The sequence below is a fragment of the Janibacter indicus genome (genome assembly GCF_900176385.1).
In the GTDB taxonomy this organism is placed as follows: domain Bacteria; phylum Actinomycetota; class Actinomycetes; order Actinomycetales; family Dermatophilaceae; genus Janibacter; species Janibacter indicus.
Genome location: NZ_FWXN01000008.1, coordinates 147,753 through 166,904 on the forward strand (window position 1 = coordinate 147,753; position 19,152 = coordinate 166,904).

Sequence of the window (19,152 nt, forward strand, 5' to 3'; positions counted from 1 at the left end):
TCCGGATCAGGGGGTGGAGTCAGTGGTCGGTGCACAGCCTAGAACCGACTCGCCACCTGTGCGCCATCGGGAGTTCACACGCCACCGTGGGGAGTGCGCCGGGTCGGGAGCGCCTCACGGCGCACGGCCGCTCGTAGCGGCGAATTTTGGGACCCGGGGCTACCGCGACCCGGCGCACCGACACAGCGTAACGGCGATGAGGGTCACGATGTTCCCGCGGCTCAGTCCAGGCTGCCGGCGCGCCACAGCCGGGCGCTCGCCTCGAGGTCCTCGGCCGTGCCCACCATGGCCGCCGCGGCGGTGACGTCACCGTCGTCGAGGCTCGCCCGACCAGTGGCCACGACGCGGCAGAAGGCCGCGGCGCGCTCGAGCGCCACGGCGAGGTCGCCGTCGAAGATGCCTCCGAGGATCCGGTCGGACAGGTCACGCACCTCGTCGGCACCCGGTGGGTCGACGACGCCGGCGATCGCGTGGTTGACCTGCGCCACGGCCATGCCGGCCGCGTACTCGCGCGCCGCCACCTCGGGCGCGCGCTGGATCCAGGCGCGCAGCACGTAGACCCGCCACAGTGCGCCGGGCAGCGAGCGGGCCGGGCGGTCGGCCCACAGCTGGGCCAGGGTGTCGATGCCGATGTCCTCGACGAGGCGCACGAGGCGCGCGGTCGTCTCCGGCGAGGCACCGCCGCGGCCGGCCTCGACGACCGTCTGCGCCGCGGCGTGGGCCGCGGCGGGCGTCTCGGCGGGGTCGGGCAAGGTCCCGCCGTGCGCCTCCATGGCGTCGGGACCGAAGTGGAGCGGCCGGCGGGGACGGCCCGGATCGCCCACGGTCAGGCCCGGTTGCGGTTGAGCAGGGCGCGCACGAGGGTCACGGCCTCGGACTGCGAGAGCTCGGTGCGGGAGGTCTCCCAGGACGCGTGCAGCAGGCGACGCATCTCGGAGTTGGCCCACAGGTGCTTGCCGCCGAGGTTGTCGGCGGCGTCCTCGAGCGCGGCCGGCACGTCGCCCTCGGGCGCGAGCTCGGCGATGCCCCAGTCGTCGGCGGTCGCCGCGTCGAGGGTGCGTCCACCGAGGCCGAAACTCAGAGCGCGCTGCTGCCCGATGGCCCGGGGCAGCAGCCAGGCCAGGCCCGGGTCGGGCGCACCGGTGCCGCCCTTGGGGGCGACGCAGAAGGTCGCGTCGTCGGCGCAGAAGGCGAGGTCACCGGCGAGGACGAGGCCCAGACCGGACCCCATGGCGCGGCCGTGGACACCCACGAGGACGAGCTTGCTCGAGGAGTTGAGCAGGGCGAAGAGCTCCTCGAGGGCGGCCGCGAGCTCGAAGACCGCGGTCGTCGGGTCGTCCGCCGACTCGGCATCGATCGTGTCGGACCCCAGGCAGAAGTCCGCGCCGTTGGCCGTGAGCGTCATGATGTCGACATAGGGGTCCCCGAGCGCCCGCTCGACGGCCTCGCGCAGGGCGCGGGCCATCTCGAGGTCGAGCGCGTTGCCGGCCTCGGGCCGGTCGAGGACGATGCGGGCAAGGCGGTCGGATGCTTCGTACGTGACTCCCACACCACGCACCTTAGTCACCACGGCTCAGTTCTTCGATGCCCTCGGCACGAGGTCGTGCTCGGGCTCGATGTCGCTGGCGGGCACGAGGCCATGCTCCTCGAGGGCCTTGCGCAGCTGCTCGGCGGAGTTGATGTTGAGCGGGCTGCTCGTCCACGCCGGGATCGGCAGGTTGAGGAAGCGCTCCTCCGTGACCGCCGGCAGGTCCTTGGTCGCCGGGTTGCTCTTGAGCACCTCGACCTTGTCCTCGAAGCTCTGCCCGTCGTAGTCGACGAAGGCGAAGAAGTCCGGGTCGGAGGAGACGAGCTGCTCCCACGAGACCTCGGTCCAGGTGTCCTCGACCTCGGCCGTGGCATTGCGCGCTCCCGCGGCCTCGATGATCGCCTGCGGGCCGCCGAAGGAGCCGGAGGTGAAGATCTGCTTGGTGCCGGAGTCGAAGAGGAAGACCGTCGGGGCCTTCGTGGGCTGCGGCGCGGCCTCGAGGGCCTTGAGCCGCGCATCGATGTCGGCGTTGACCTCCTCGGCCTCCTCCTCGTGGCCGGTGATCTTGCCGAGGTTGTCGATGTCGGCCGACAGCGCCTCCCACGGCGCCATCGTCCCCCGCTTGCCGTCGGCCTGGCGGCAGCTCTCGGACAGGACGTACGGGGCGATGCCGCGCTGCTCGAGCAGGTCGGGGGTGAGGTTCTTCTCCTCGGAGTAGCCATAGTTCCAGCCGGCGAGCATGACGTCCGGCTTCTGCGCGATGACGTTCTCCATCGTCGGGTAGTCCTTCGTCGCCACGGGGAGTGCGTCGACGACGTCCGCGCCGTAGGCGGTGGAGAGCGCGGCCTTGGTGTCGCTCAGCCCGCTGACGCCGGCTACCTGGTCCTGTGCGCCGAGCGAGAGCACCATGGCGAGCAGGTTGCCGTCACCGCCGACGTACATCCGCTCCGCAGGCGAAGGGAGGGTCACGTCGGTGTCGCAGTTGGAGATCGTCACCTCGCCGTCGGCGGCGGTGGTGCCGGTGTCGCTGTCACCGCCGCAGGCGGCGAGCAGGCCCGCCGCGAGGACCGCGACGGTGGCGTGGGCAGGGCGAAGGGGGATCATGCGTGGGCCTTCCGGTGGGCGGGTACGGGCGCTCCCGCGCCCACGACGAGGTGGACCCGACCGGTGGCCGGGTCGGTGAGGTGCCGCGCCTCGACGTCGAAGACCTCGCGCAGGACCTCTGGGGTGAGCACGTCGGCCGGGTGACCGACGCCGTGCAGGCGGCCGTCGTGCAGGACCGCGACGGCGTCGAAGTGGGCGGCCGCGAGCTGCAGGTCGTGCACGGCGGCGATCACCGTGCACCCGAGCGAGCGCACCGTCTCGAGCAGCTGGATCTGGTGGTGCACGTCGAGGTGGTTGGTCGGCTCGTCGAGGACGAGCAGGTCGCTGCCCTGCGCGATGCCGCGGGCGAGCATCGCCCGGCGGCGCTCGCCACCGGACAGGTGCTGGCAGGGGTGGTCGACCTTGTCCGCGAGGTCGACGTGCTCGAGGGCGGCGAGGACGAGGTGACGCTCCCCCTTCGCGTCGAGGGCCCACGGCGGCCGGTGCGGGATGCGGCCCATGGCGACCATCTCGCCGACGAGGAGGTCCTCGGGCGGTCCGTCCTCCTGCGCGACGTGGGCCAGGCGGGTCGCCCGCTGCCGCGGGGTCAGGCCGGCCAGGTCGACACCGTCGACCTGCACGGTCCCGGCGACGGGGCGGCGCAGGCCGGTGAGGGCCCGCAGGAGCGTCGACTTGCCGCTGCCGTTGCGGCCGACGACCGCGAGCATCGAGCCGCGCGGCACGTCGAGATCGACGCCGGAGACGATGGTGCGCCCGCCGATCGCGGCGGCGAGCCCGTGGCAGGTCAGGTGGCTCATTCGCCGCCTCCCGAGTAGGTGTAGTGACGGCGGCCGAGCAGCAGGAGGAAGACGGGTGCCCCGACCAGACCGGTGACCACGCTGAGCGGGATCTCCTGGGGCGCGACGACGGTCCGGGCAGCGACGTCGACCCAGAGCATGAAGAGGGCGCCACCGACCGCGGCGACCGGCAGGACGACGCGGTGCCGTGCCCCGACGACGATCCGGGCCAGGTGCGGGACGACGAGACCGACGAAGCCGATCCCCCCGGACACCGCGACGAGCACGCCGACGAGCACGGAGACGAGGACGAAGAGGGCGATGCGCAGGGCCTTGACCGGCACGCCGAGCGCCGAGGCCACATCGGCGCCGGCCGCGAGCGCGTCGAGCCACGAGTGCAGCGCGACGAGCAGGAGCGTCGCCAGCACGACGACGATGACCGACGGCAGGATCTGCTCCCACACCGAGCCGGAGAGGCTGCCGAGCAGCCAGAAGAGCACCGACTGGGTCGCGCGCGGGTCGGCGCTGAAGAAGACGAGGAAGCTCGAGACGGACGAGAAGGCGGCCGACATGACCACGCCCGTGAGCACGAGCCGAAGGGGGGTGATCCCGCCCTGGGCCATGGAGATCCCGAAGACGAGGGCGGTCGCGAGCAGGGCGCCGCCGAGGGCGCCGGCGGACAGCGCCCAGATGCCCAGACCGCTGAAGACCCCGAGGACGATGACGAGTGTGGCGCCGACGCCGGCGCCCGAGGAGACCCCGAGCAGGTAGGGGTCGGCGAGCGGGTTTCGCACGAGCGTCTGCATGCACGCACCGGCGATGGACAGCCCCGCGCCGACGACGACGGCCATGATGACGCGCGGCGCGCGCAACTCCCAGACGATCGTGTCGTAGGTCGGGTCGCTGCCCCGGCCGCCGGCGAGCCGCGCGCGCAGCACGTCGACGACGCCGGAGACGCTGAGCGGCTCGGAGCCGAAGGCGAGCGAGACCACCGCGCTCACCGCCGTCGCCACGACGAGCGCGACGAGGAGCGGGACGGCGGGGACACGTCGTCCGCCGGGACGGTCGTGGGACACCGGGGTCTCCAGGTGCATCGGGGGCCTGATCGCGAGGCCCGGTCGGATGTGACGAGCCAGCAGGTCTTCGGACTCGGGGTCATCCCGGCGGGGTGCCTTCCCGGGCTGGTTGCCCAGTGGCGTCGTACCCCGCCAGTCACCCTCACCGCTGCGCGACAGTCCCGGACTTGCACCGGGTTCCCTCTGCACTGGTGTGCGTCTGGCTCGCCCCCGACCCTACGACACCGCCAGCCGCGACCTCCCTTCGCCTCCTAGACTCGGGGCACACCGCACGCACAGAGGGGACCACCATGCGCGGACGCAGGACCTGGGGTGCGCTCGTCGCGCTGACGCTGACGGTGGGCGGCTGCTCGCTCATCGAGGGCAACGACGACGCGACCTCGTCGCCCACCTCGAGCAGCACCACGAGCCGGCCGAGCTCGACGCCGGCGCAGTCGAGCTTCGAGCTCTTCGACCCGCCGCGGGAGGGCCGCGACTGGGTGGTCCTCGTCGAGGACCCGGGCGACACCGACCAGGTCGCCGACGAGCTCGAGGCCGAGGGCCTCTCGCTCACCTCCGTCAACACCGCGGTGGGCATGGTGACCCTGCGCAGCGAGGATGACGACGTGGCCGAGCGGGCGAAGGGGGTCGACGGCGTCACCGACGCGGTGACCGACCGCAGCGCCTCCTGGACCCCCGAGCCGCCTGCCGAGCCCGACCCGGGCGACACGACTCCCGCAGCGGACCTCCCTTCGCCCCCGGACGTGCCGGAGGGTGGCGACCCCCTCGACGGCTGGCTCTGGGGCATGGAGGCGGTCAATGCCCGCGGCGCCCACGAGGTGACTCCCGGGCGCCCCGAGGTGCGCGTCGGGGTCATGGACACCGGCATCGACGCCAGCCACCCCGACCTGGCGCCGGTGCTCGACAGGGGCCTGTCCAAGAGCTTCGTCAGCGACATCCCCGACATCGACGGCGAGTGCGAGCACGAGAGCTGCATCGACCCCGTCGGCGAGGACGACGGCGGGCACGGCACCCACGTGGCCGGCACGATCGCCGCCGCGGCCAACGACCTCGGCGTCACCGGCGTGGCCCCGGGCGTGACGCTCGTCGACCTGCGGGCCGGGCAGGACGCCGGGCTCTTCTTCCTCGGCCCCACGGTCAACGCCCTGACCCACGCCGCCGACCAGCGGCTCGACGTGGTCAACATGAGCTTCTACGTCGACCCGTGGCTCTACGCCTGCGAGGGCGGGGCGCCGGGCGACAGCCCGGAGCAGGCCGCCTTCCAGGACGTCATGCTCGAGCTCGTCCACCGGTCGCTCGACCTCACCCATGAGGCCGGCGTGACCCTCGTGACCTCCGCTGGCAACGACGGCGCCGACATGGGCGACCCGAGCCGCGACAGCTCGAGCCCCAACTACGGCGGCGACCCGCGCAACCGGACCATCGACCCAAAGACCTGCGAGCGACTGCCGCTGGCCGGCGAGCACGTCATCTCGGTCGCCTCGGTGGACGAGGGCAATGTGCGCTCGACCTTCAGCAACTGGACCTCGACGCCCGACGACGGCCTCGTCGACGTCGCCGCCCCCGGCGGCGAGGAGACCTCGGGCCGCGGCGGCATCCTCTCCGCGGCCTCGCGCTCCGTGGTCACGGCCGAGGGCCTCGTCGACGCCGAGGGCCGGGTCACCGAGACCGGCGCCGACATCGTCGTGCGCAGCTGCCCCGAGTCGATCAGCGGCAACGACCCCGACCCCGACGGCCGGTGCGGCCTCTACGTCTGGAACCAGGGCACCTCGATGGCCTCGCCCCACGCCTCGGGCGTCGCCGCGCTGATCATCAGCGCCCACGGCGACCGGATGGCCCCGGACGACGTGGCCGAGCGGCTCGGCGAGAGCGCCACCGAGATCCCCTGCCCCGATGACGAAGGGAGCGTGCGTTGCGTCGGCGACGACCAGCGCAACGGCATCTTCGGCGAGGGCGTCGTCAACGCCGACCGGGCGGTGCGCTGACCCCTCCCGGTCGCTGAGGAGGTCGCGCAGCGACCGTCTCGAAGCGCTGCCTCAGCGCACGCACTCCCCCGTGTCGACGGCCGCCCCGGCCCGCAGGCCGGCCTCGACCACCGGGCGGGTCTCCTCGAGGGTGAGCACGTAGCCGGTGCGCTCGTCGGTGGGTGACTTCGCGAAGACCGTGCCCACGACCTGGCCCGTCGGGGACAGGAGCGGGCCACCCGAGTTGCCCTGCTGGACCCGCGCGTGGATCGAGTAGATGTCGCGGGTGACGCCAAGGGAGCCGTCGATGCCGGCTCCGCGGGCTTGCAGGACGTCGCGGACCCGGCCGGCCTCGCGATCGTAGGGGCCGCCGAGCGGGAACCCGGCGACGACGACGTCGTCGCCGTGGGCCTGCCGCTCGCCGGTGGGCAGTGCCGGCGCCTCGAGGTCTGGCACGGCGAGGACCGCGACATCGCGCCTGGGGTCGAAGGCGACGGTCGTCGCGGCATAGGAGCGACCGGTGCCGCCGACCTGGACCCGGGGCCGGTCGACGCCGGCGACGACGTGCGCATTGGTCACCACCCGCTGGTCGGCGGCCACCCACCCGCTGCCGGTCTGGGTGCGACCGCAGGCGCCGCCCGCGACCCGGACGACCGACTGGCCGGCCGCCTCGATGCCGCGCCCCTGCGTCACCCCCTCGGCCGGGGCCTCGACGGGCCGGATCTCCTCGGGGGCCACGCCCGCGAAGACCCGCGGCAGCCCGCTGTCGAGCGAGCGGTAGGCGCCCGCGACGGCCCGGTCCGCCGACGCCGGCATCACGCGGTCGATGCCCTGCAGGACCCGGGAGTCGGAGACGGCCTGTGGCGTCGACGAGAGCCCGCCGACGACCGCGGACGCGGCCAGCCACACGAGCCCCGCGCCGACGACGAGGGCGCCGGCCGCACCGAGGAGGGAGTCGGTCACGCGCGCCGAGCGGCTCTCGAGACGGGATCGCCAGCGTGCCCCGATCGCGGCCCCGAACTGCTGGCCGAGCACCGCCGCGACGGCGGCACCGCCGACGAGGAGGGCGATTCGGGCGGCCGGGTCACCGTCGGCCGGCGACCACCGGTCGAGCAGGGGCGGCAGGCCCCAGAGGGCGAGCAGCCCACCGCCGAGCAGCCCCACCAGCGCCAGCGCTCCGGCGACCAGCCCGGCGCGGTACATGCCCGCGGCGTAGAGGGCGAGCGCGAGCACGAGGACCAGGTCGAGGGCGAGGGCTGAGGTCACAGTGCGCTCCTGGGTGCAGGTGGGTGGGCCCCGTGGGACTCGAACCCACAACCTACGGATTAAAAGTCCGCAGCTCTGCCAATTGAGCTAGAGGCCCGGCGCGCACAGCGTAGTAGCCCGGACGAGGGCCGGCGGCGGCGCTCGCTTCGCTCCGTCCTCAGGTGTCTCTTTGCCCAGCCGACGTGATCTGCGGCACAGTGGCCTGATGCCCCGCGGAGACCCTGCGGGCCGAGCCCGAGAGGACGCGATGAGCACCCTGGATCCCGCGCCGAAGAAGGTCGCCGTCATCGGCGCCGGCATGGTCGGACTGTCCACCGCCTGGTTCCTGCAGGAGCACGGTGTCGAGGTCGAGGTCCTCGACCGGGACGGCGTCGCCGCCGGCTCCTCGTGGGGCAATGCCGGCTGGATCACCCCCGGCATCTCCACGCCGCTGCCGGACCCGGCCGTCCTCTCCTACGGGATCAAGGCGGTCATCTCCCCCGCGTCCCCGGTCTACGTGCCGGTGACGGCCGACCCGCGGCTGCTGCGCTTCCTCGCGACCTTCACCCGCAACAGCACGATGCGGCGGTGGAGCCGCTCGATGCGTGCCCTCGTGCCGATCAACGGTCACGCGATCAGTGCCTTCGAGGACCTCGCCGCTGGCGGCGTGGACTCCCCTGCGCGAGAGGCGCGCTCGTTCATCGCGGGCTACGAGACCAAGGAGCAGACCGAGTTCCTGCTCACCGAGCTCGAGCACATCGCCGACTCCGGTCAGGACGTCGGCTTCGAGGAGCTCACCGGCGACGAGGTCCGCGCCGCCGAGCCGACCTTCTCCGACCGGATCGGCGCCGGCATCCGACTGCTCGGCCAGCGTTACCTCAACCCCGGCGAGTACGTCGCGGCCCTCGCCGACTCGGTGCGGGCGCGTGGCGGCACGATCCGCGAGGGCGCCGAGGTCACCGGCATCACCGACGAGACGAAGGGGGTGCGCCTGGCCGTCCGCGGCGGCGGCGACGAGCGCTTCGACCGGGTCGTCGTCGCCACCGGCACCTGGCTCGACCACCTCGCCCGCCCCTTCGGCGTGCGCATGCACGTCCAGGCCGGCCGCGGCTACAGCTTCAGCGTGCCGATCGACCACACCCCGCAGGGCCCGGTCTACCTGCCCGCCCAGCGCGTCGCCTGCACGCCCCTGGGCGACCGGCTCCGGGTCGCCGGGTTGATGGAGTTCCGCAAGCCCGACGCGGCGCTCGACCCGCGCCGGATCACCGCGATCGTCGACGCGGCCCGCCCCTACCTCACCGGCGTCGACCTCGACGACCGGCAGGACGAGTGGGTCGGCTCGCGCCCGTGCACCTCCGACGGGCTGCCGCTCATCGGCGTGACGAGCTCCCCGCGGGTGTGCGTCGCCGGCGGCCACGGCATGTGGGGCATCACGCTCGGCCCGGCCACCGGCCGCCTGCTCGCCGAGGCGATGGTCACCGGTCGTCCGGCGGCGGAGCTGACCCCCTTCGACCCCCTGCGCTGAGCGACGGGTCGGTGTACGAGGGTGAGCCCCGGCGCACCGCGATACATCAACTCGGCTGCGAGAGGTCAGGCGATGAGCACCGCGACGGTGTGAATCGCCAGACCGGCGAGCGCGCCGACGACGGTGCCGTTGATCCGGATGAACTGCAGGTCCCGACCGACGAAGAGCTCGATCCGCTCGCTCGCCTCGTCGGCGTCCCAGCGCTCGACGGTCACCGAGATGACCTCGGCGAGCTCGTCGCCGTAGGTGTTGACGAAGAAGGCCACGATCTCGCCGAGGTGAGCCTCGAGGCGCTGCTGCCAGGCCCCGTCGTGCGCGAGGTGGTCCCCCAGGTGGGCGAGCAGCTCGTCGCCGCGCCGCCAGAAGTAGGAGTCGCGGTCGGCCATCGCGCCCATGAGCGAGGTGCGCAGCGACTGCCACACGGCCACCGCGCTCGTCGAGACCTGCGGGTGGGCGAGCAGCCGCTCCTTGAGCGCCTCGGCGCTCGCCATGACCTCGGGGTCGTGCTGCAGGTCGGCGGCGAGTCGGCGGAGCAGGTCGTCGAGGGCGGAGCGGGCTGGGTGCCGCGCGTCGGAGCGCATCTCGTCGAGCCAGGTCAGCGCCTGACGGTAGGTCCAGTCGATGACCTTGTCGTCGACCCACTCGGGGGTCCACCACGGCGCCTTGTCGCCGACGACCTGCTTGAAGAGCTCGGGGTTGTCCCGCAGCCAGCGGCTGATCTCGTCGATGCCGAGGTCGACGAGCCCGGTGTGGCTGCCCCCGTCGACGACGCCCTCGAGGAGAGATCCCGCGATCGGGCTGATCGGCTCCTGCGACAGCCGCGGCAGGAGGAGCTGCTCGAGGAAGTCACGGACGTCGTCGTCGTCGACCCGCTCGAGCGCACGCGTGCCCCCACGCGCGACCTCCGTGAGCACCCGCTGCCGGTGGTCGGCACCGCCGAGCCAGGCGCCGAGGCGCTGCGCGACGTGCGCCGAGGCCAGGCGGTCGCGGGCGATCTCCTCGGTGAGGAAGTTGTCGGCGACGAACTCCTGCAGGCTGCGCCCGAGCTCGTCCTTGCGCTTCTTGACCAGCGCCGTGTGCGGCACGGGCAGACCGAGCGGGTGGCGGAAGAGCGCGGTCACGGCGAACCAGTCGGCGAGGGCGCCGACCATCGCCGCCTCGGCGGCGGTGTTGACGAAGCCCCACACCCCGCCGTGGTCGAGGCGCAGGGTGGCGACGAAGACGATCGCAGCGAGGACGAGCAGGCCGGTGGCGACGAGGCGCATGCGGCGCAGCCCGGCCCGGCGCCGCTCGTCCGCCGGGGACTCCTGGAGGAAGCTCACTCCCCGATGATCCCCCATCGCGCGGCCTACACTGGACTCCCGTGGAGTTCATCAACGGCCTGATGCCCCAGTTCGACCTGACCTACGACGACGTCTTCATGGTGCCGCGGCGCAGCGAGATCGCCAGCCGCCACGAGGTCGACCTGACCACTGCCGACGGCACCGGCACGACCATCCCGCTCGTCGTCGCCAACATGACGGCCATCGCCGGGCGCCGCATGGCCGAGACGACCGCCCGCCGCGGCGGCCTGACGGTCATCCCCCAGGACATCCCCGTCGAGGTCGTCGCCGAGGTCATCTCCTGGGTCAAGAGCCGTGACCTCGTCCACGACACCGCGATCACCTTCGAGCCGACGGTGACCGCCGGCGAGGCGCTGGCGCTCATCACCAAGCGCGCACACGGCGCCGGCATCGTCGTCGAGGACGGTCGCCCGGTGGGCGTCGTCACCGAGCGCGACCTCGACCGCGTCGACCGCTTCACCCAGGTCCGTGACGTCATGTCGCCCGAGCCGATGACACTGCCGGCCGACGCCGACCCGCGCGCCGCCTACGAGGAGCTGCACCGGGCCCGCCGCCGCGTGACGCCCGTCGTCGACGCCGACGGCCGCCTCGTCGGCATCCAGACGAGGAAGGGGGCGGTCCGCGCGAGCATGTACACCCCCGCCGTCGACGCACAGGGCCGGCTGCGCGTCGCCGCAGCCGTCGGCATCAACGGCGACGTCGGCGGCAAGGCCGCCGCGCTGCTCGACGCGGGCGCCGACGTCCTCGTCGTCGACACCGCCCACGGGCACCAGACCAAGATGCTGGACGCGCTCGCCGCGGTCCGCGCCCTCGACCCGCAGGTCCCCGTCGTCGCGGGCAACATCGTCTCGGCCGCCGGCACCCGCGAGCTCATCGAGGCGGGCGCCGACATCGTCAAGGTCGGCGTGGGCCCGGGGGCGATGTGCACGACGCGGATGATGACCGCCGTCGGCCGCCCGCAGTTCTCCGCGGTCCTCGAGTGCGCGGGCGCTGCCCGCGAGCTCGGCAAGCACGTGTGGGCCGACGGTGGCGTCCGCCACCCCCGCGACGTCGCCCTCGCCCTGGCCGCCGGCGCGAGCAATGTCATGATCGGCTCGTGGTTCGCCGGGACCCTCGAGTCCCCCGGCGAGCTCGTCACCGACCCCGACGGGCGCAGCTACAAGGAGTCCTTCGGCATGGCCTCCGCGCGGGCGGTGCAGAACCGCACGGCGAGCGATTCCCCCTTCGACCGCGCCCGCAAGTCCCTCTTCGAGGAGGGCATCTCCAACTCCCGGATGTACATCGACCCGGCCGGCCCCGGCGTCGAGGACGTCATCGACGAGATCATCGGCGGAGTGCGCAGCTCGTGCACCTATGCCGGCGCGACGACGCTCGAGGAGTTCCGCGAGCGGGCGCTCGTCGGGCTGCAGTCGACAGCGGGCTTCGCCGAGGGCCGACCGCTGCACACCTCCTGGTGACGTCGTGAGGTCCCTCGAGCCGCTGCAGGCGCCCGTCGACCCGGTCGAGGCGCTGCGCCGGGTCGGCTTCCTCCTCGAGCGCTCCCGGCAGCACAGCCGGCGGGTCGAGGCCTTCCGCGGGGCCGTGGCCGTCCTGCGCGACCTCGACGAAGGGGAGGTCCGCCAGCGGGTCGAGGACGGCACCGTCACCGAGCTCGCCGGCATCGGTACGTCCACCGCCGGCGTCATCGAGCAGGCCGTGCGCGGCGAGCTGCCCGACTACCTCGTCCGGCAGCAGGAGGAGCACGGCGGGCCGCTCGTCGAAGGCGGCGAGGACTACGCCGCGGCGATCATCGGCGACTGCCACCTGCACTCCGACTGGTCCGACGGCGGCAGCCCGATCGACGAGATGGTCCTCACCGCCGTCGAGCTGGGCCAGGAGTGGATGGTGCTCACCGACCACTCGCCGCGGCTGCGGATCGCGGGCGGCCTGTCGGCGCAGCGCCTCGGTCAGCAGCTGCAGCTCCTCGCGGCGATCGACGACTCGCTCGGCGACGCCTTCACCGTCATGTCCGGCATCGAGGTCGACATCCTCGACGACGGCGACCTCGACCAGACGCCCGAGATGCTCGACCGGCTCGACCTCGTCACCGCCTCGGTCCACTCGAAGCTCAAGATGTCCAGGGCCCCGATGACCCGGCGCATGGTCGCCGCCGTGAGCAACCCGCGGGTCAACGTCCTCGGCCACTGCACCGGCCGCCTCGTCACCGGTTCCCGGGGGACGCGGCCGCAGAGCGACTTCGACGCCCGCGCGGTCTTCGAGGCGTGCGCCGAGCACGACGTCGCCGTCGAGATCAACTCCCGGCCCGAGCGCTGCGACCCGCCGGACGAGCTCGTCGCCCTGGCCCTCGAGATCGGCTGCCTCTTCGCCGTCGACTCCGACGCGCACGCCCCCGGGCAGCTGGAGATGAAGGCCTACGGGGCCGAGCGCGCCGAGCGCCTCGGGGTGCCCCTGGACCGCATCGTCACGACGTGGGACGCCGACCGTCTGCGGGCCTGGGCACGGCCCGGATGACTCGTTTTGGCGATCCGGCTCGAGTCTGCGTATGCTTTCCGAGTCCTCGACGGATTCGGGTGCTGCCTGCTGCGTAGCGAGGGGTTCTCGGAGACGGGTCCCCATCGTCTAGCGGCCTAGGACCCCGCCCTTTCACGGCGGTAGCACGGGTTCGAATCCCGTTGGGGATACGCACAGCAGTATCGTGCACATGCCTTGCACACCAAGGCCCTGTAGCGCAGTTGGTTAGCGCGCCGCCCTGTCACGGCGGAGGTCGCGGGTTCGAGTCCCGTCAGGGTCGCTCGCTGGTCCGGTTCGGACCGGCTCGGCCAGGTAGCTCAGTTGGTACGAGCGTCCGACTGAAAATCGGAAGGTCGGCGGTTCGACCCCGCCCCTGGCCACCAGAGCGTCGTTGTTCAAACCACCGACGTTTCCGGTTTTACCCGCCTCGTTTCCGCCCTCGCCCTGTCGGGCGAGGGCGGTTGCTTGTACGCCGGGGTCGAAGAAGATGTTGAACGGCACTCCGGGTTCCCCTTCAACGACGTCGCCGTCGGTGACGACGAGCCGGTTGAAGAAGGCCTGGTTCGCGATCCGGCGCAGCGAGTCGTCCAGGCTCATGTAGATCGTGTGCGCGTCACCGGCTAGCGCCAGGCAGTCATCGAGGTGGGCTCGTGCTTGGTCGTACTCGACCTCGCTGGCCTCGATCCGTGAGTCGAGGAACGCGACCTGACGGCCGATGCGGTCCTGCTCGGACTTCAAGAGGTCAAGGGGTACGGCTCCGGCGTAGTGGGCCTGGAGCAGTTTGTGGCGTTCGTCGTAGAGCCGGTCGCGTTCGGCGATCTGGGCCTTGCGCTCGGTCTTGGCCGTGGCGTGGAGCCGGTCGAACTCGGCATGGATCAGTTCGCGCAGAGGCCCGATGATGTGTGCGGGGATCTGCACGGTGCGGTAGTAGTCCTCCACGGCGGCCTCGACATCGGGCACGAACATGGCCTTGCGGTTGCAGTTGGTGCGCTTCTTGTGCCGGCCCGAGCAGATGAAGTACGGGTAGATCACCCCGCGGCGGCTCTTGGCGTTGGTCAGGATCAGCCGGGACCCGCAGATGCCGCAGAACACCGACCCTTTCAAGTAGTGGTCGTGGGCCTGGGTCTTCTCCCCGGAGACCTGGTGCGCGGCGAGCACGGTCTGGACTCGATACCAGATTTCCGGGGCGACGAGGGGCTCGTGCAGGCCGTCGTAGGTGGCGCCTTTGAACAGCACGTTGCCCTTGTAGTACGGGCTGGACAGCATCCGCTGGATCGAGGACAGCGCCGGTGGCCGTGCGGGGCGTTTCGGCGTTGCCACCGTGGTCAGCCCGCGGTCGATGAGTTCTTCGCGCAGGGTGGCGGTGGAGTAGTTGCCGGTGGCGTAGGCCTCGAATGCCCAGCGGATGAGCGGGCCGCGGTGCGGGTCGACCTCAATGGTGCGCAGCTCGCGGCCGAGCTCGTCACGGCGGGTGACGTTGAGGTAGCCCATCGGGGCCTTGCCGTTGGTGCCGCCCGTGATGGCTTTCTGCGTCATGCCCTTAGAGACCTCGTTGGCGAGGTTGCGGGAGTAGAACTCCGCGATCGTGGACATGATGCCGTGCAGGAGCATCCCGGAGGGGGTCTCGTCGATGTTCTCCGTGGCCGAGACCAACAACACCCCGGCCTCTTTGAGAGCGAGGTGGATGGCCACGTCGTCAGCGCGGTTGCGAGCCAGCCGGTCGACCTTGTGGACGATGCAGTAGGCGACCGGGTGGGTCTTGACGTACTCGATCAGCTCCATCAGCGCGGGACGGTCGGCCTTGCGGGCGGACTCGCCCGCGTCGACGAACTCCTCGATGATGATCGCGTTCAGGCCCTGGGCTTTGCGCAGGTTCGCCTCGCGCTGGGCGGGGATCGAGAAGCCTTCGTCCCGGCCGCCCTTGGATGCCTGCTCCTTGGTCGAGACGCGCAGGTAGGAGACCGCCAGCGTGGTGGTCTCCCCGATCTGGTCCAGCCCGAACGCCGATCCTGATGAGGGCTCGGGTGCCTGATCGAGCTCGGTGCAGCCGGCCGTGCGGGTCTGGGTGGCGCTGCGGTGCAGCGAAGCGGGCGCGTTGGTGGTTGTCATGGGTCGCGTTCCTTCCCCAACAGAGGTGGGGCCAACACGAGACAGCACGGGCGGCTGCTCGTGCGGTGCGAGGTAGGAAAGGAACACGACCCGTGCCGTCCGCGAGGGGCGGGCTGGGTAGGCCACGAAGGGCTAGTAGATAAGACAACGCACCACGGTCGCCGTTGCGGGCGACCACTGGCTTGGTACGTCTACGATTCTACGTCGTGATCAGCGTCGTCGACAGCGGGCGGGTTCTGCGGTGCGGTGTGGGCGCGGTGCTCGTTGGCGGCGCGGGCCTGGGCCATGCCGATGAAGACCTGGGCGAGCTTGTGCAGATCGGGGCTGTCTCGCAGCTCGGCCTCGATGCGGTAGTCGCGCATCCGCTGCGGTGGCAGGTTGTTGGTGTTGCTGGTCATCGCAGTTCTCCAGTGTCCAGATCGATGCCGGCGAAGAACGCTTCCTCGGCTTCACGCCGGGTCGCGACCTCGTCGAGGACGTACTGCACGAAGTCCGCGTCGCGGTCGGTGATGATGGTGTCCTCGACCGGGGCGGCTGGCTCCTCGCCGGGCCAGGTCGTCTGCCGGGTCGGCCGGTCGCGATCCAGGCGGGTGCCGCTGGTGGAGACCCACTCGCGCAGCCGCTGGCGGGCATCGGCGAAGTCTCGATGCCAGCCCAGCGGCGCTGATGCGTCCTGCTCGGGGTCGTAGGCGCCCAGCCAGTGCAGATGCAACCCGCTGAGCTCCCAGATCAGCTCCTCGTGGCGGTGCCAGTACGGCGGGATGATCGAGGCGGGCAACCCGTAGGTCCGCCGTAGCCAGGTGACCCACTCGTTCAGTGCGAGCAGTTCGGCTTCCAGATCATCGGAGCTCAGCAGGTTCCAGTTGATCGGTCGCGGCACGGCGTGCATATCGGCCTCATCAAACGCGGGCGCCTCCTCGCCATCGGGGTCGGGGGCCTGCTCGCCGGGCGTGAACTCGTCCATGGTGGTCTCCTCCTCGTCTCTTACAGGCCCATCGAGTGGCCGCTGGCCTGCTGCTGTCGCGGGCCGCTGTTGTCGAACTGCGGCAGACCTCGTCTGGCCGGCTGGGCCGGTTCGGCGCGTTTGGGGCCGGCGGCCGCGCGGCCGGTGGCGTCCTGGGCTTGGGCGTCGTGGCCGAGGTTCCTGGCCGGGGCCCGGCCCGTGGTGGTGTTCGGTGTTGCCCTGGCGATGAGGAAGCGGCTGGCCTCGAACTGTTCCTCGGCTTCTCCGGTCCGCTTGTTGACGTAGGGCGCGACGGTGCCCTGGGCCATGAAGCGGTCCTTCTCGCGCAGGTTCTCGATCCCGAACTTGGCAGCGCCCTTGTAGGCCACGACGTCGTGGAACGTCGTCGGCGAGTTCGTCCACCCGTTGTCCGGGTCGTAGTGGCGGTGGCGCTGCCCGGCCTTGAAGTACAGGCGCGGGTCGCCGTTCTCGGTGTAGGTCAGGCGCGGCTTGGAGGCCACGAAGGCGTACATGCTGTCCTTGACCTCTAAGCCGGTCGGGGTTTCGGTGCTCATCGACGTGCTCCTGCTCGCGCGACCACCCCGGTGATGGCCGCTGGTGCAGTCAGGTGCGCGGGCGCGGCATCACGGCGTATCGCGCCGGCGCAGCAGCGCCTCGACCTCGGTCCGGTCGGCCCGTAGCCGATCGCCGTCGGGCCGATCGGGCCAGGCGGCCAGATCGGTGATGATCGGTGGTGCCGACCGCAGCAGGGTCACGGCGGTGCCAAACGGCAGCGTCCTGATCCGGTCCGGGGGCAGGACAGCGATTCGGCGCACCGAGCGCTGGTTCGAGCGGGTGCCGTGGTCTCCGAGGGTGACGCTGTCGGTGTACTCGTCGCGCTCCCCGATGAGACTGCTGAGGTCTTGGAGATCCTTGCTGTTGGAGGCGCCACCGAGGATGAGCTTGACGATCGCGGCATCCCACAGCGCGTTCGCCTGGTTCTCGTTCCACTTGTCGCGGGCCTGCGCCAACGATTGCAAGACCGGCAGGGTGGTGATCCCGGTGCCGCCTCCCTCAGCCATGAGCACCGGCAATGACGGCAGTGGACTGAGATTGGCGATCTCATCCAGCGCGAGCAGCATGGGCGGGTCGAGCCTCGCGCCCGGTGAACGGGCGGCCATCTGGCGGGCGGTCTCGATCAGGTCCTCCACCAGCGCGGCCACCAGCGCCGCCGATGCGCCTGCTCCGGCGCCGGTCGCGAGCAGGTAGAGGGTGCCGCGGTCGCGGATGAACGTTTCGGGGTCGAAGTCCTCACCCTGGTCCGGTGAGACGGCATCGAGGACGCGAGGGTCGGCCAGTGCGGCCAGCGACAGGCTCACGCCCTGCCAGATCGAGTCGCGGGTGCGCGGGTCGGCGTCGATCATCGACTCCAGCGACTCGGCCCACCCGGCGGCCGCGTCCGGACTGTTGGTCAGGATCGCCACCGCGTCGCTGGCGGCGGTGGGGTCCAGTGTCCAGCGGAACAGCTCAGAAGGCGGACGAGAGTCGAGCGCGGCAGCGTGTAAGAGCGCTTGAAGCGCGGCACGGGTCTTGCCTTCCCAGAATCCTCCGGACTCCACACCTCCAGCGCTCAGGCCCGTCGCCGAGGCCAGGCCGGTGGCGCGGATCATCGCCGTCAGGGGCGACTGGCATCCTCGGATCGGTGACCAGCGCATACCCGCCGGCACGCCCTCTGCCAGGTGCTGCGGATCGAAGACCGCGACGGGGCCGACCCGTTCGCGAGCCCGCAGGGTCGCGGTCAGGTTGTCCGGGCGAGTGCTGGTGGTCACGACCGCGCCCGGTGCGTCCACGATGAACGGGATGACCACATGCAGGCCCTTGCCGCTGCGAGGAGGGCCGAGCAACAGCATCGAGTCCTCGACGCTGGCCCAGACCTGCTGGCCGCGTGAGCGGCCCAGCCGGTAGCCGATGTCGGCGGGCTTCGGGTGTTCCAGCGACGGGCGCAGGTTGCCGCCGCGGCGCATCAGTGCCGTCTCCGAGGCGGCCTGGGCGACCTCGTGCCGGGTCGCGACACCGGCCAGGCGGCGCGGATCGGTCTCGGTCTTGCGGGTGTGGCGGCGCATCCGCGTCCACACCCAGGCGATCGCGGCGGTCAGCGCCGCCAGGAGAACGACCGTGACGATCCAGTACACGACCGGGTTCAACCCCTCGGCCTCCAGGACTCGGCCGGGATCGTTCGGGGCGAACAGCACCAGCGCTCCGGCTGCTGGCCCGGCCGCCGGTTGCGCGGCACCGGTCACGAACGCCGTCACCGACCCGGCCGCCCGCAAGATCAGCGCGAGGGCGAATACCCCGACCAGTCCGATCATCAGCGCGTTGGTCAGCTCGTCACCGAATCCGCCGGTCTGACGTCCTTGCGAGGTGCTCATGACAGGCCTCTTGCCGCGATGGTGCCCGAGACCCGCCCGACCAGCAGGACCTCGCCGGCACCGGTCTGGGACGGGTCGACCTGGGCACGGGCGCGACCATCGGCAGTAGCGGCGGTGGTGGCGATGGCCAGGGCGACGGTGATCTCTTCTCCGGCGGTGAAACCGTCGGCCGTGACCTCCACCGGTCCTTCGGGCGTGGCCGGTTCCATCGGTGTCTCGCCTGGTGCCGGCGCCTCAGTCGCCAGTTCGACGAGGGGGTCGGGTGCCGGACGGCGGATGGCGTGGATGAGGTCGGTGAAGGTGCTGCCGTCGCTCTCGTGGACCTCGACGCGCACGGCGACACGGCGGTCGTCGGTGACCAGATCGAGCATGTCGGCGAACCGGGCACGGGTCCACGACTGCTCGTCCTCGGGTGCCGGGAGGTCGATGCCATCGACAGTGACCCTCAGCGTGCCAGGTTCGTCGACGGTGACCACGACGTGCGGCAGACGCACCGGCGGCGCGTCCTCACGGTCCTGGCGGTGAGGTTTCGGGCTGGTGGTCTGGCGCCGATGGTGGCGGCGGTTCTCATGGCTGCTCGTCATGAGCCGAAGGTGCGC

Annotated in this window: 16 protein-coding genes, 4 tRNA genes, 1 pseudogene and 1 riboswitch; of the genes and pseudogenes, 7 read left to right on the forward strand and 14 right to left on the reverse strand. The window is 71.8% G+C overall.

Going from position 1 to position 19,152, the window contains the following annotated elements; translation table 11 throughout:
• Positions 1-221 precede the first annotated feature (221 nt).
• The 5 genes from B9B60_RS11175 to B9B60_RS11195 are packed head-to-tail and all read right to left on the reverse strand — an operon-like array spanning position 222 to position 4,484.
• Positions 222-824, reverse strand: coding sequence for a hypothetical protein (locus B9B60_RS11175; RefSeq protein ID WP_084451493.1), 603 nt, complete (start codon positions 822-824; stop codon positions 222-224).
• Positions 825-826: 2 nt separating this feature from the next.
• A complete protein-coding gene (locus tag B9B60_RS11180) occupies positions 827-1,549 on the reverse strand; it encodes an enoyl-CoA hydratase/isomerase family protein (RefSeq protein ID WP_159451198.1) in 723 nt (240 codons plus the stop codon).
• 24 nt (positions 1,550-1,573) lie between these two features.
• On the reverse strand, positions 1,574-2,632 hold the full coding sequence (locus B9B60_RS11185) for an ABC transporter substrate-binding protein (protein WP_084451497.1): 1,059 nt from the start codon (positions 2,630-2,632) through the stop codon (positions 1,574-1,576).
• Entirely contained in the window at positions 2,629-3,429 is an 801-nt protein-coding gene (locus tag B9B60_RS11190; protein WP_084451499.1) for an ABC transporter ATP-binding protein, read from the reverse strand. Before B9B60_RS11190 ends, B9B60_RS11185 begins: the two co-directional genes overlap by 4 nt.
• Positions 3,426-4,484, reverse strand: coding sequence for a FecCD family ABC transporter permease (locus tag B9B60_RS11195; RefSeq protein ID WP_234993848.1), 1,059 nt, complete (start codon positions 4,482-4,484; stop codon positions 3,426-3,428). Before B9B60_RS11195 ends, B9B60_RS11190 begins: the two co-directional genes overlap by 4 nt.
• Before the next feature lie 41 nt (positions 4,485-4,525).
• Positions 4,526-4,703, reverse strand: a riboswitch (cobalamin riboswitch).
• 71 nt (positions 4,704-4,774) lie between these two features.
• Here B9B60_RS11195 and B9B60_RS11200 point away from each other — a divergent pair.
• Positions 4,775-6,469: a S8 family peptidase gene (locus tag B9B60_RS11200; RefSeq protein ID WP_084451503.1), complete on the forward strand. Its 1,695-nt coding sequence runs from the start codon at positions 4,775-4,777 to the stop codon at positions 6,467-6,469.
• Positions 6,470-6,520: 51 nt separating this feature from the next.
• Here B9B60_RS11200 and B9B60_RS11205 read toward each other — a convergent pair whose 3' ends face one another.
• Positions 6,521-7,714: a MarP family serine protease gene (locus B9B60_RS11205; RefSeq protein WP_084451504.1), complete on the reverse strand. Its 1,194-nt coding sequence runs from the start codon at positions 7,712-7,714 to the stop codon at positions 6,521-6,523.
• A gap of 24 nt (positions 7,715-7,738) precedes the next feature.
• Positions 7,739-7,811: transfer RNA gene (locus B9B60_RS11210), tRNA-Lys, on the reverse strand.
• A 150-nt stretch (positions 7,812-7,961) separates the two neighbouring features.
• Here B9B60_RS11210 and B9B60_RS11215 point away from each other — a divergent pair.
• Positions 7,962-9,218: an NAD(P)/FAD-dependent oxidoreductase gene (locus B9B60_RS11215; RefSeq protein ID WP_084451505.1), complete on the forward strand. Its 1,257-nt coding sequence runs from the start codon at positions 7,962-7,964 to the stop codon at positions 9,216-9,218.
• Between the two features lie 65 nt (positions 9,219-9,283).
• On the opposite strand, the gene B9B60_RS11220 is transcribed toward B9B60_RS11215, so the two are convergent.
• Positions 9,284-10,540 (reverse strand): DUF445 domain-containing protein, encoded by a 1,257-nt coding sequence (locus B9B60_RS11220; RefSeq protein ID WP_084451506.1) that lies wholly within the window; start codon positions 10,538-10,540, stop codon positions 9,284-9,286.
• A gap of 41 nt (positions 10,541-10,581) precedes the next feature.
• Here B9B60_RS11220 and B9B60_RS11225 point away from each other — a divergent pair, with 41 nt between their 5' ends.
• The 5 genes from B9B60_RS11225 (at position 10,582) to B9B60_RS11245 (ending at position 13,455) form a co-directional block, all read left to right on the forward strand.
• On the forward strand, positions 10,582-12,018 hold the full coding sequence (locus B9B60_RS11225; RefSeq protein WP_084451507.1) for a GuaB1 family IMP dehydrogenase-related protein: 1,437 nt from the start codon (positions 10,582-10,584) through the stop codon (positions 12,016-12,018).
• 4 nt (positions 12,019-12,022) lie between these two features.
• The gene (locus tag B9B60_RS11230; protein WP_084451508.1) at positions 12,023-13,072 is read left to right on the forward strand and encodes a PHP domain-containing protein; all 1,050 of its coding nucleotides are present in this window, start codon (positions 12,023-12,025) and stop codon (positions 13,070-13,072) included.
• Positions 13,073-13,169: 97 nt separating this feature from the next.
• Positions 13,170-13,242, forward strand: a tRNA-Glu gene (locus B9B60_RS11235).
• Positions 13,243-13,278: 36 nt separating this feature from the next.
• Positions 13,279-13,352: transfer RNA gene (locus tag B9B60_RS11240), tRNA-Asp, on the forward strand.
• Between the two features lie 26 nt (positions 13,353-13,378).
• Positions 13,379-13,455, forward strand: a tRNA-Phe gene (locus B9B60_RS11245).
• 598 nt (positions 13,456-14,053) lie between these two features.
• Here B9B60_RS11245 and B9B60_RS17575 read toward each other — a convergent pair.
• From B9B60_RS17575 to B9B60_RS11275, 6 genes and pseudogenes are all read right to left on the reverse strand, one after another.
• Positions 14,054-15,181, reverse strand: a pseudogene (locus B9B60_RS17575) (recombinase family protein); the annotation flags it as partial.
• A gap of 191 nt (positions 15,182-15,372) precedes the next feature.
• Complete coding sequence (locus tag B9B60_RS11255; protein WP_075866916.1) at positions 15,373-15,579, reverse strand: hypothetical protein; 207 nt, start codon at positions 15,577-15,579, stop codon at positions 15,373-15,375.
• Positions 15,576-16,145 carry a hypothetical protein gene (locus tag B9B60_RS11260; RefSeq protein WP_075866915.1) on the reverse strand — a complete coding sequence of 190 codons (570 nt, stop codon included), beginning with the start codon at positions 16,143-16,145 and terminating at the stop codon, positions 15,576-15,578. The genes B9B60_RS11255 and B9B60_RS11260 overlap by 4 nt, the downstream gene beginning before the upstream one ends.
• 20 nt (positions 16,146-16,165) lie before the next feature.
• Complete coding sequence (locus tag B9B60_RS11265) at positions 16,166-16,699, reverse strand: single-stranded DNA-binding protein (RefSeq protein WP_083669151.1); 534 nt, start codon at positions 16,697-16,699, stop codon at positions 16,166-16,168.
• Between the two features lie 69 nt (positions 16,700-16,768).
• On the reverse strand, positions 16,769-18,553 hold the full coding sequence (locus B9B60_RS11270) for a type IV secretory system conjugative DNA transfer family protein (RefSeq protein WP_075866913.1): 1,785 nt from the start codon (positions 18,551-18,553) through the stop codon (positions 16,769-16,771).
• Positions 18,550-19,137: a hypothetical protein gene (locus tag B9B60_RS11275; protein WP_234993849.1), complete on the reverse strand. Its 588-nt coding sequence runs from the start codon at positions 19,135-19,137 to the stop codon at positions 18,550-18,552. Before B9B60_RS11275 ends, B9B60_RS11270 begins: the two co-directional genes overlap by 4 nt.
• Positions 19,138-19,152 lie beyond the last annotated feature (15 nt).

Coding starts and splice junctions, on each gene's coding strand:
- B9B60_RS11260 (WP_075866915.1), bottom strand. CDS start 16,145: ATGGACGAGTTCACGCCCGGCGAGCAGGCCCCCGACCCCGATGGCGAG.
- B9B60_RS11275 (WP_234993849.1), bottom strand. CDS start 19,137: ATGACGAGCAGCCATGAGAACCGCCGCCACCATCGGCGCCAGACCACC.
- B9B60_RS11190 (WP_084451499.1), bottom strand. CDS start 3,429: ATGAGCCACCTGACCTGCCACGGGCTCGCCGCCGCGATCGGCGGGCGC.
- B9B60_RS11215 (WP_084451505.1), top strand. CDS start 7,962: ATGAGCACCCTGGATCCCGCGCCGAAGAAGGTCGCCGTCATCGGCGCC.
- B9B60_RS11270 (WP_075866913.1), bottom strand. CDS start 18,553: ATGAGCACCTCGCAAGGACGTCAGACCGGCGGATTCGGTGACGAGCTG.
- B9B60_RS11185 (WP_084451497.1), bottom strand. CDS start 2,632: ATGATCCCCCTTCGCCCTGCCCACGCCACCGTCGCGGTCCTCGCGGCG.
- B9B60_RS11255 (WP_075866916.1), bottom strand. CDS start 15,579: ATGACCAGCAACACCAACAACCTGCCACCGCAGCGGATGCGCGACTAC.
- B9B60_RS11265 (WP_083669151.1), bottom strand. CDS start 16,699: ATGAGCACCGAAACCCCGACCGGCTTAGAGGTCAAGGACAGCATGTAC.
- B9B60_RS11200 (WP_084451503.1), top strand. CDS start 4,775: ATGCGCGGACGCAGGACCTGGGGTGCGCTCGTCGCGCTGACGCTGACG.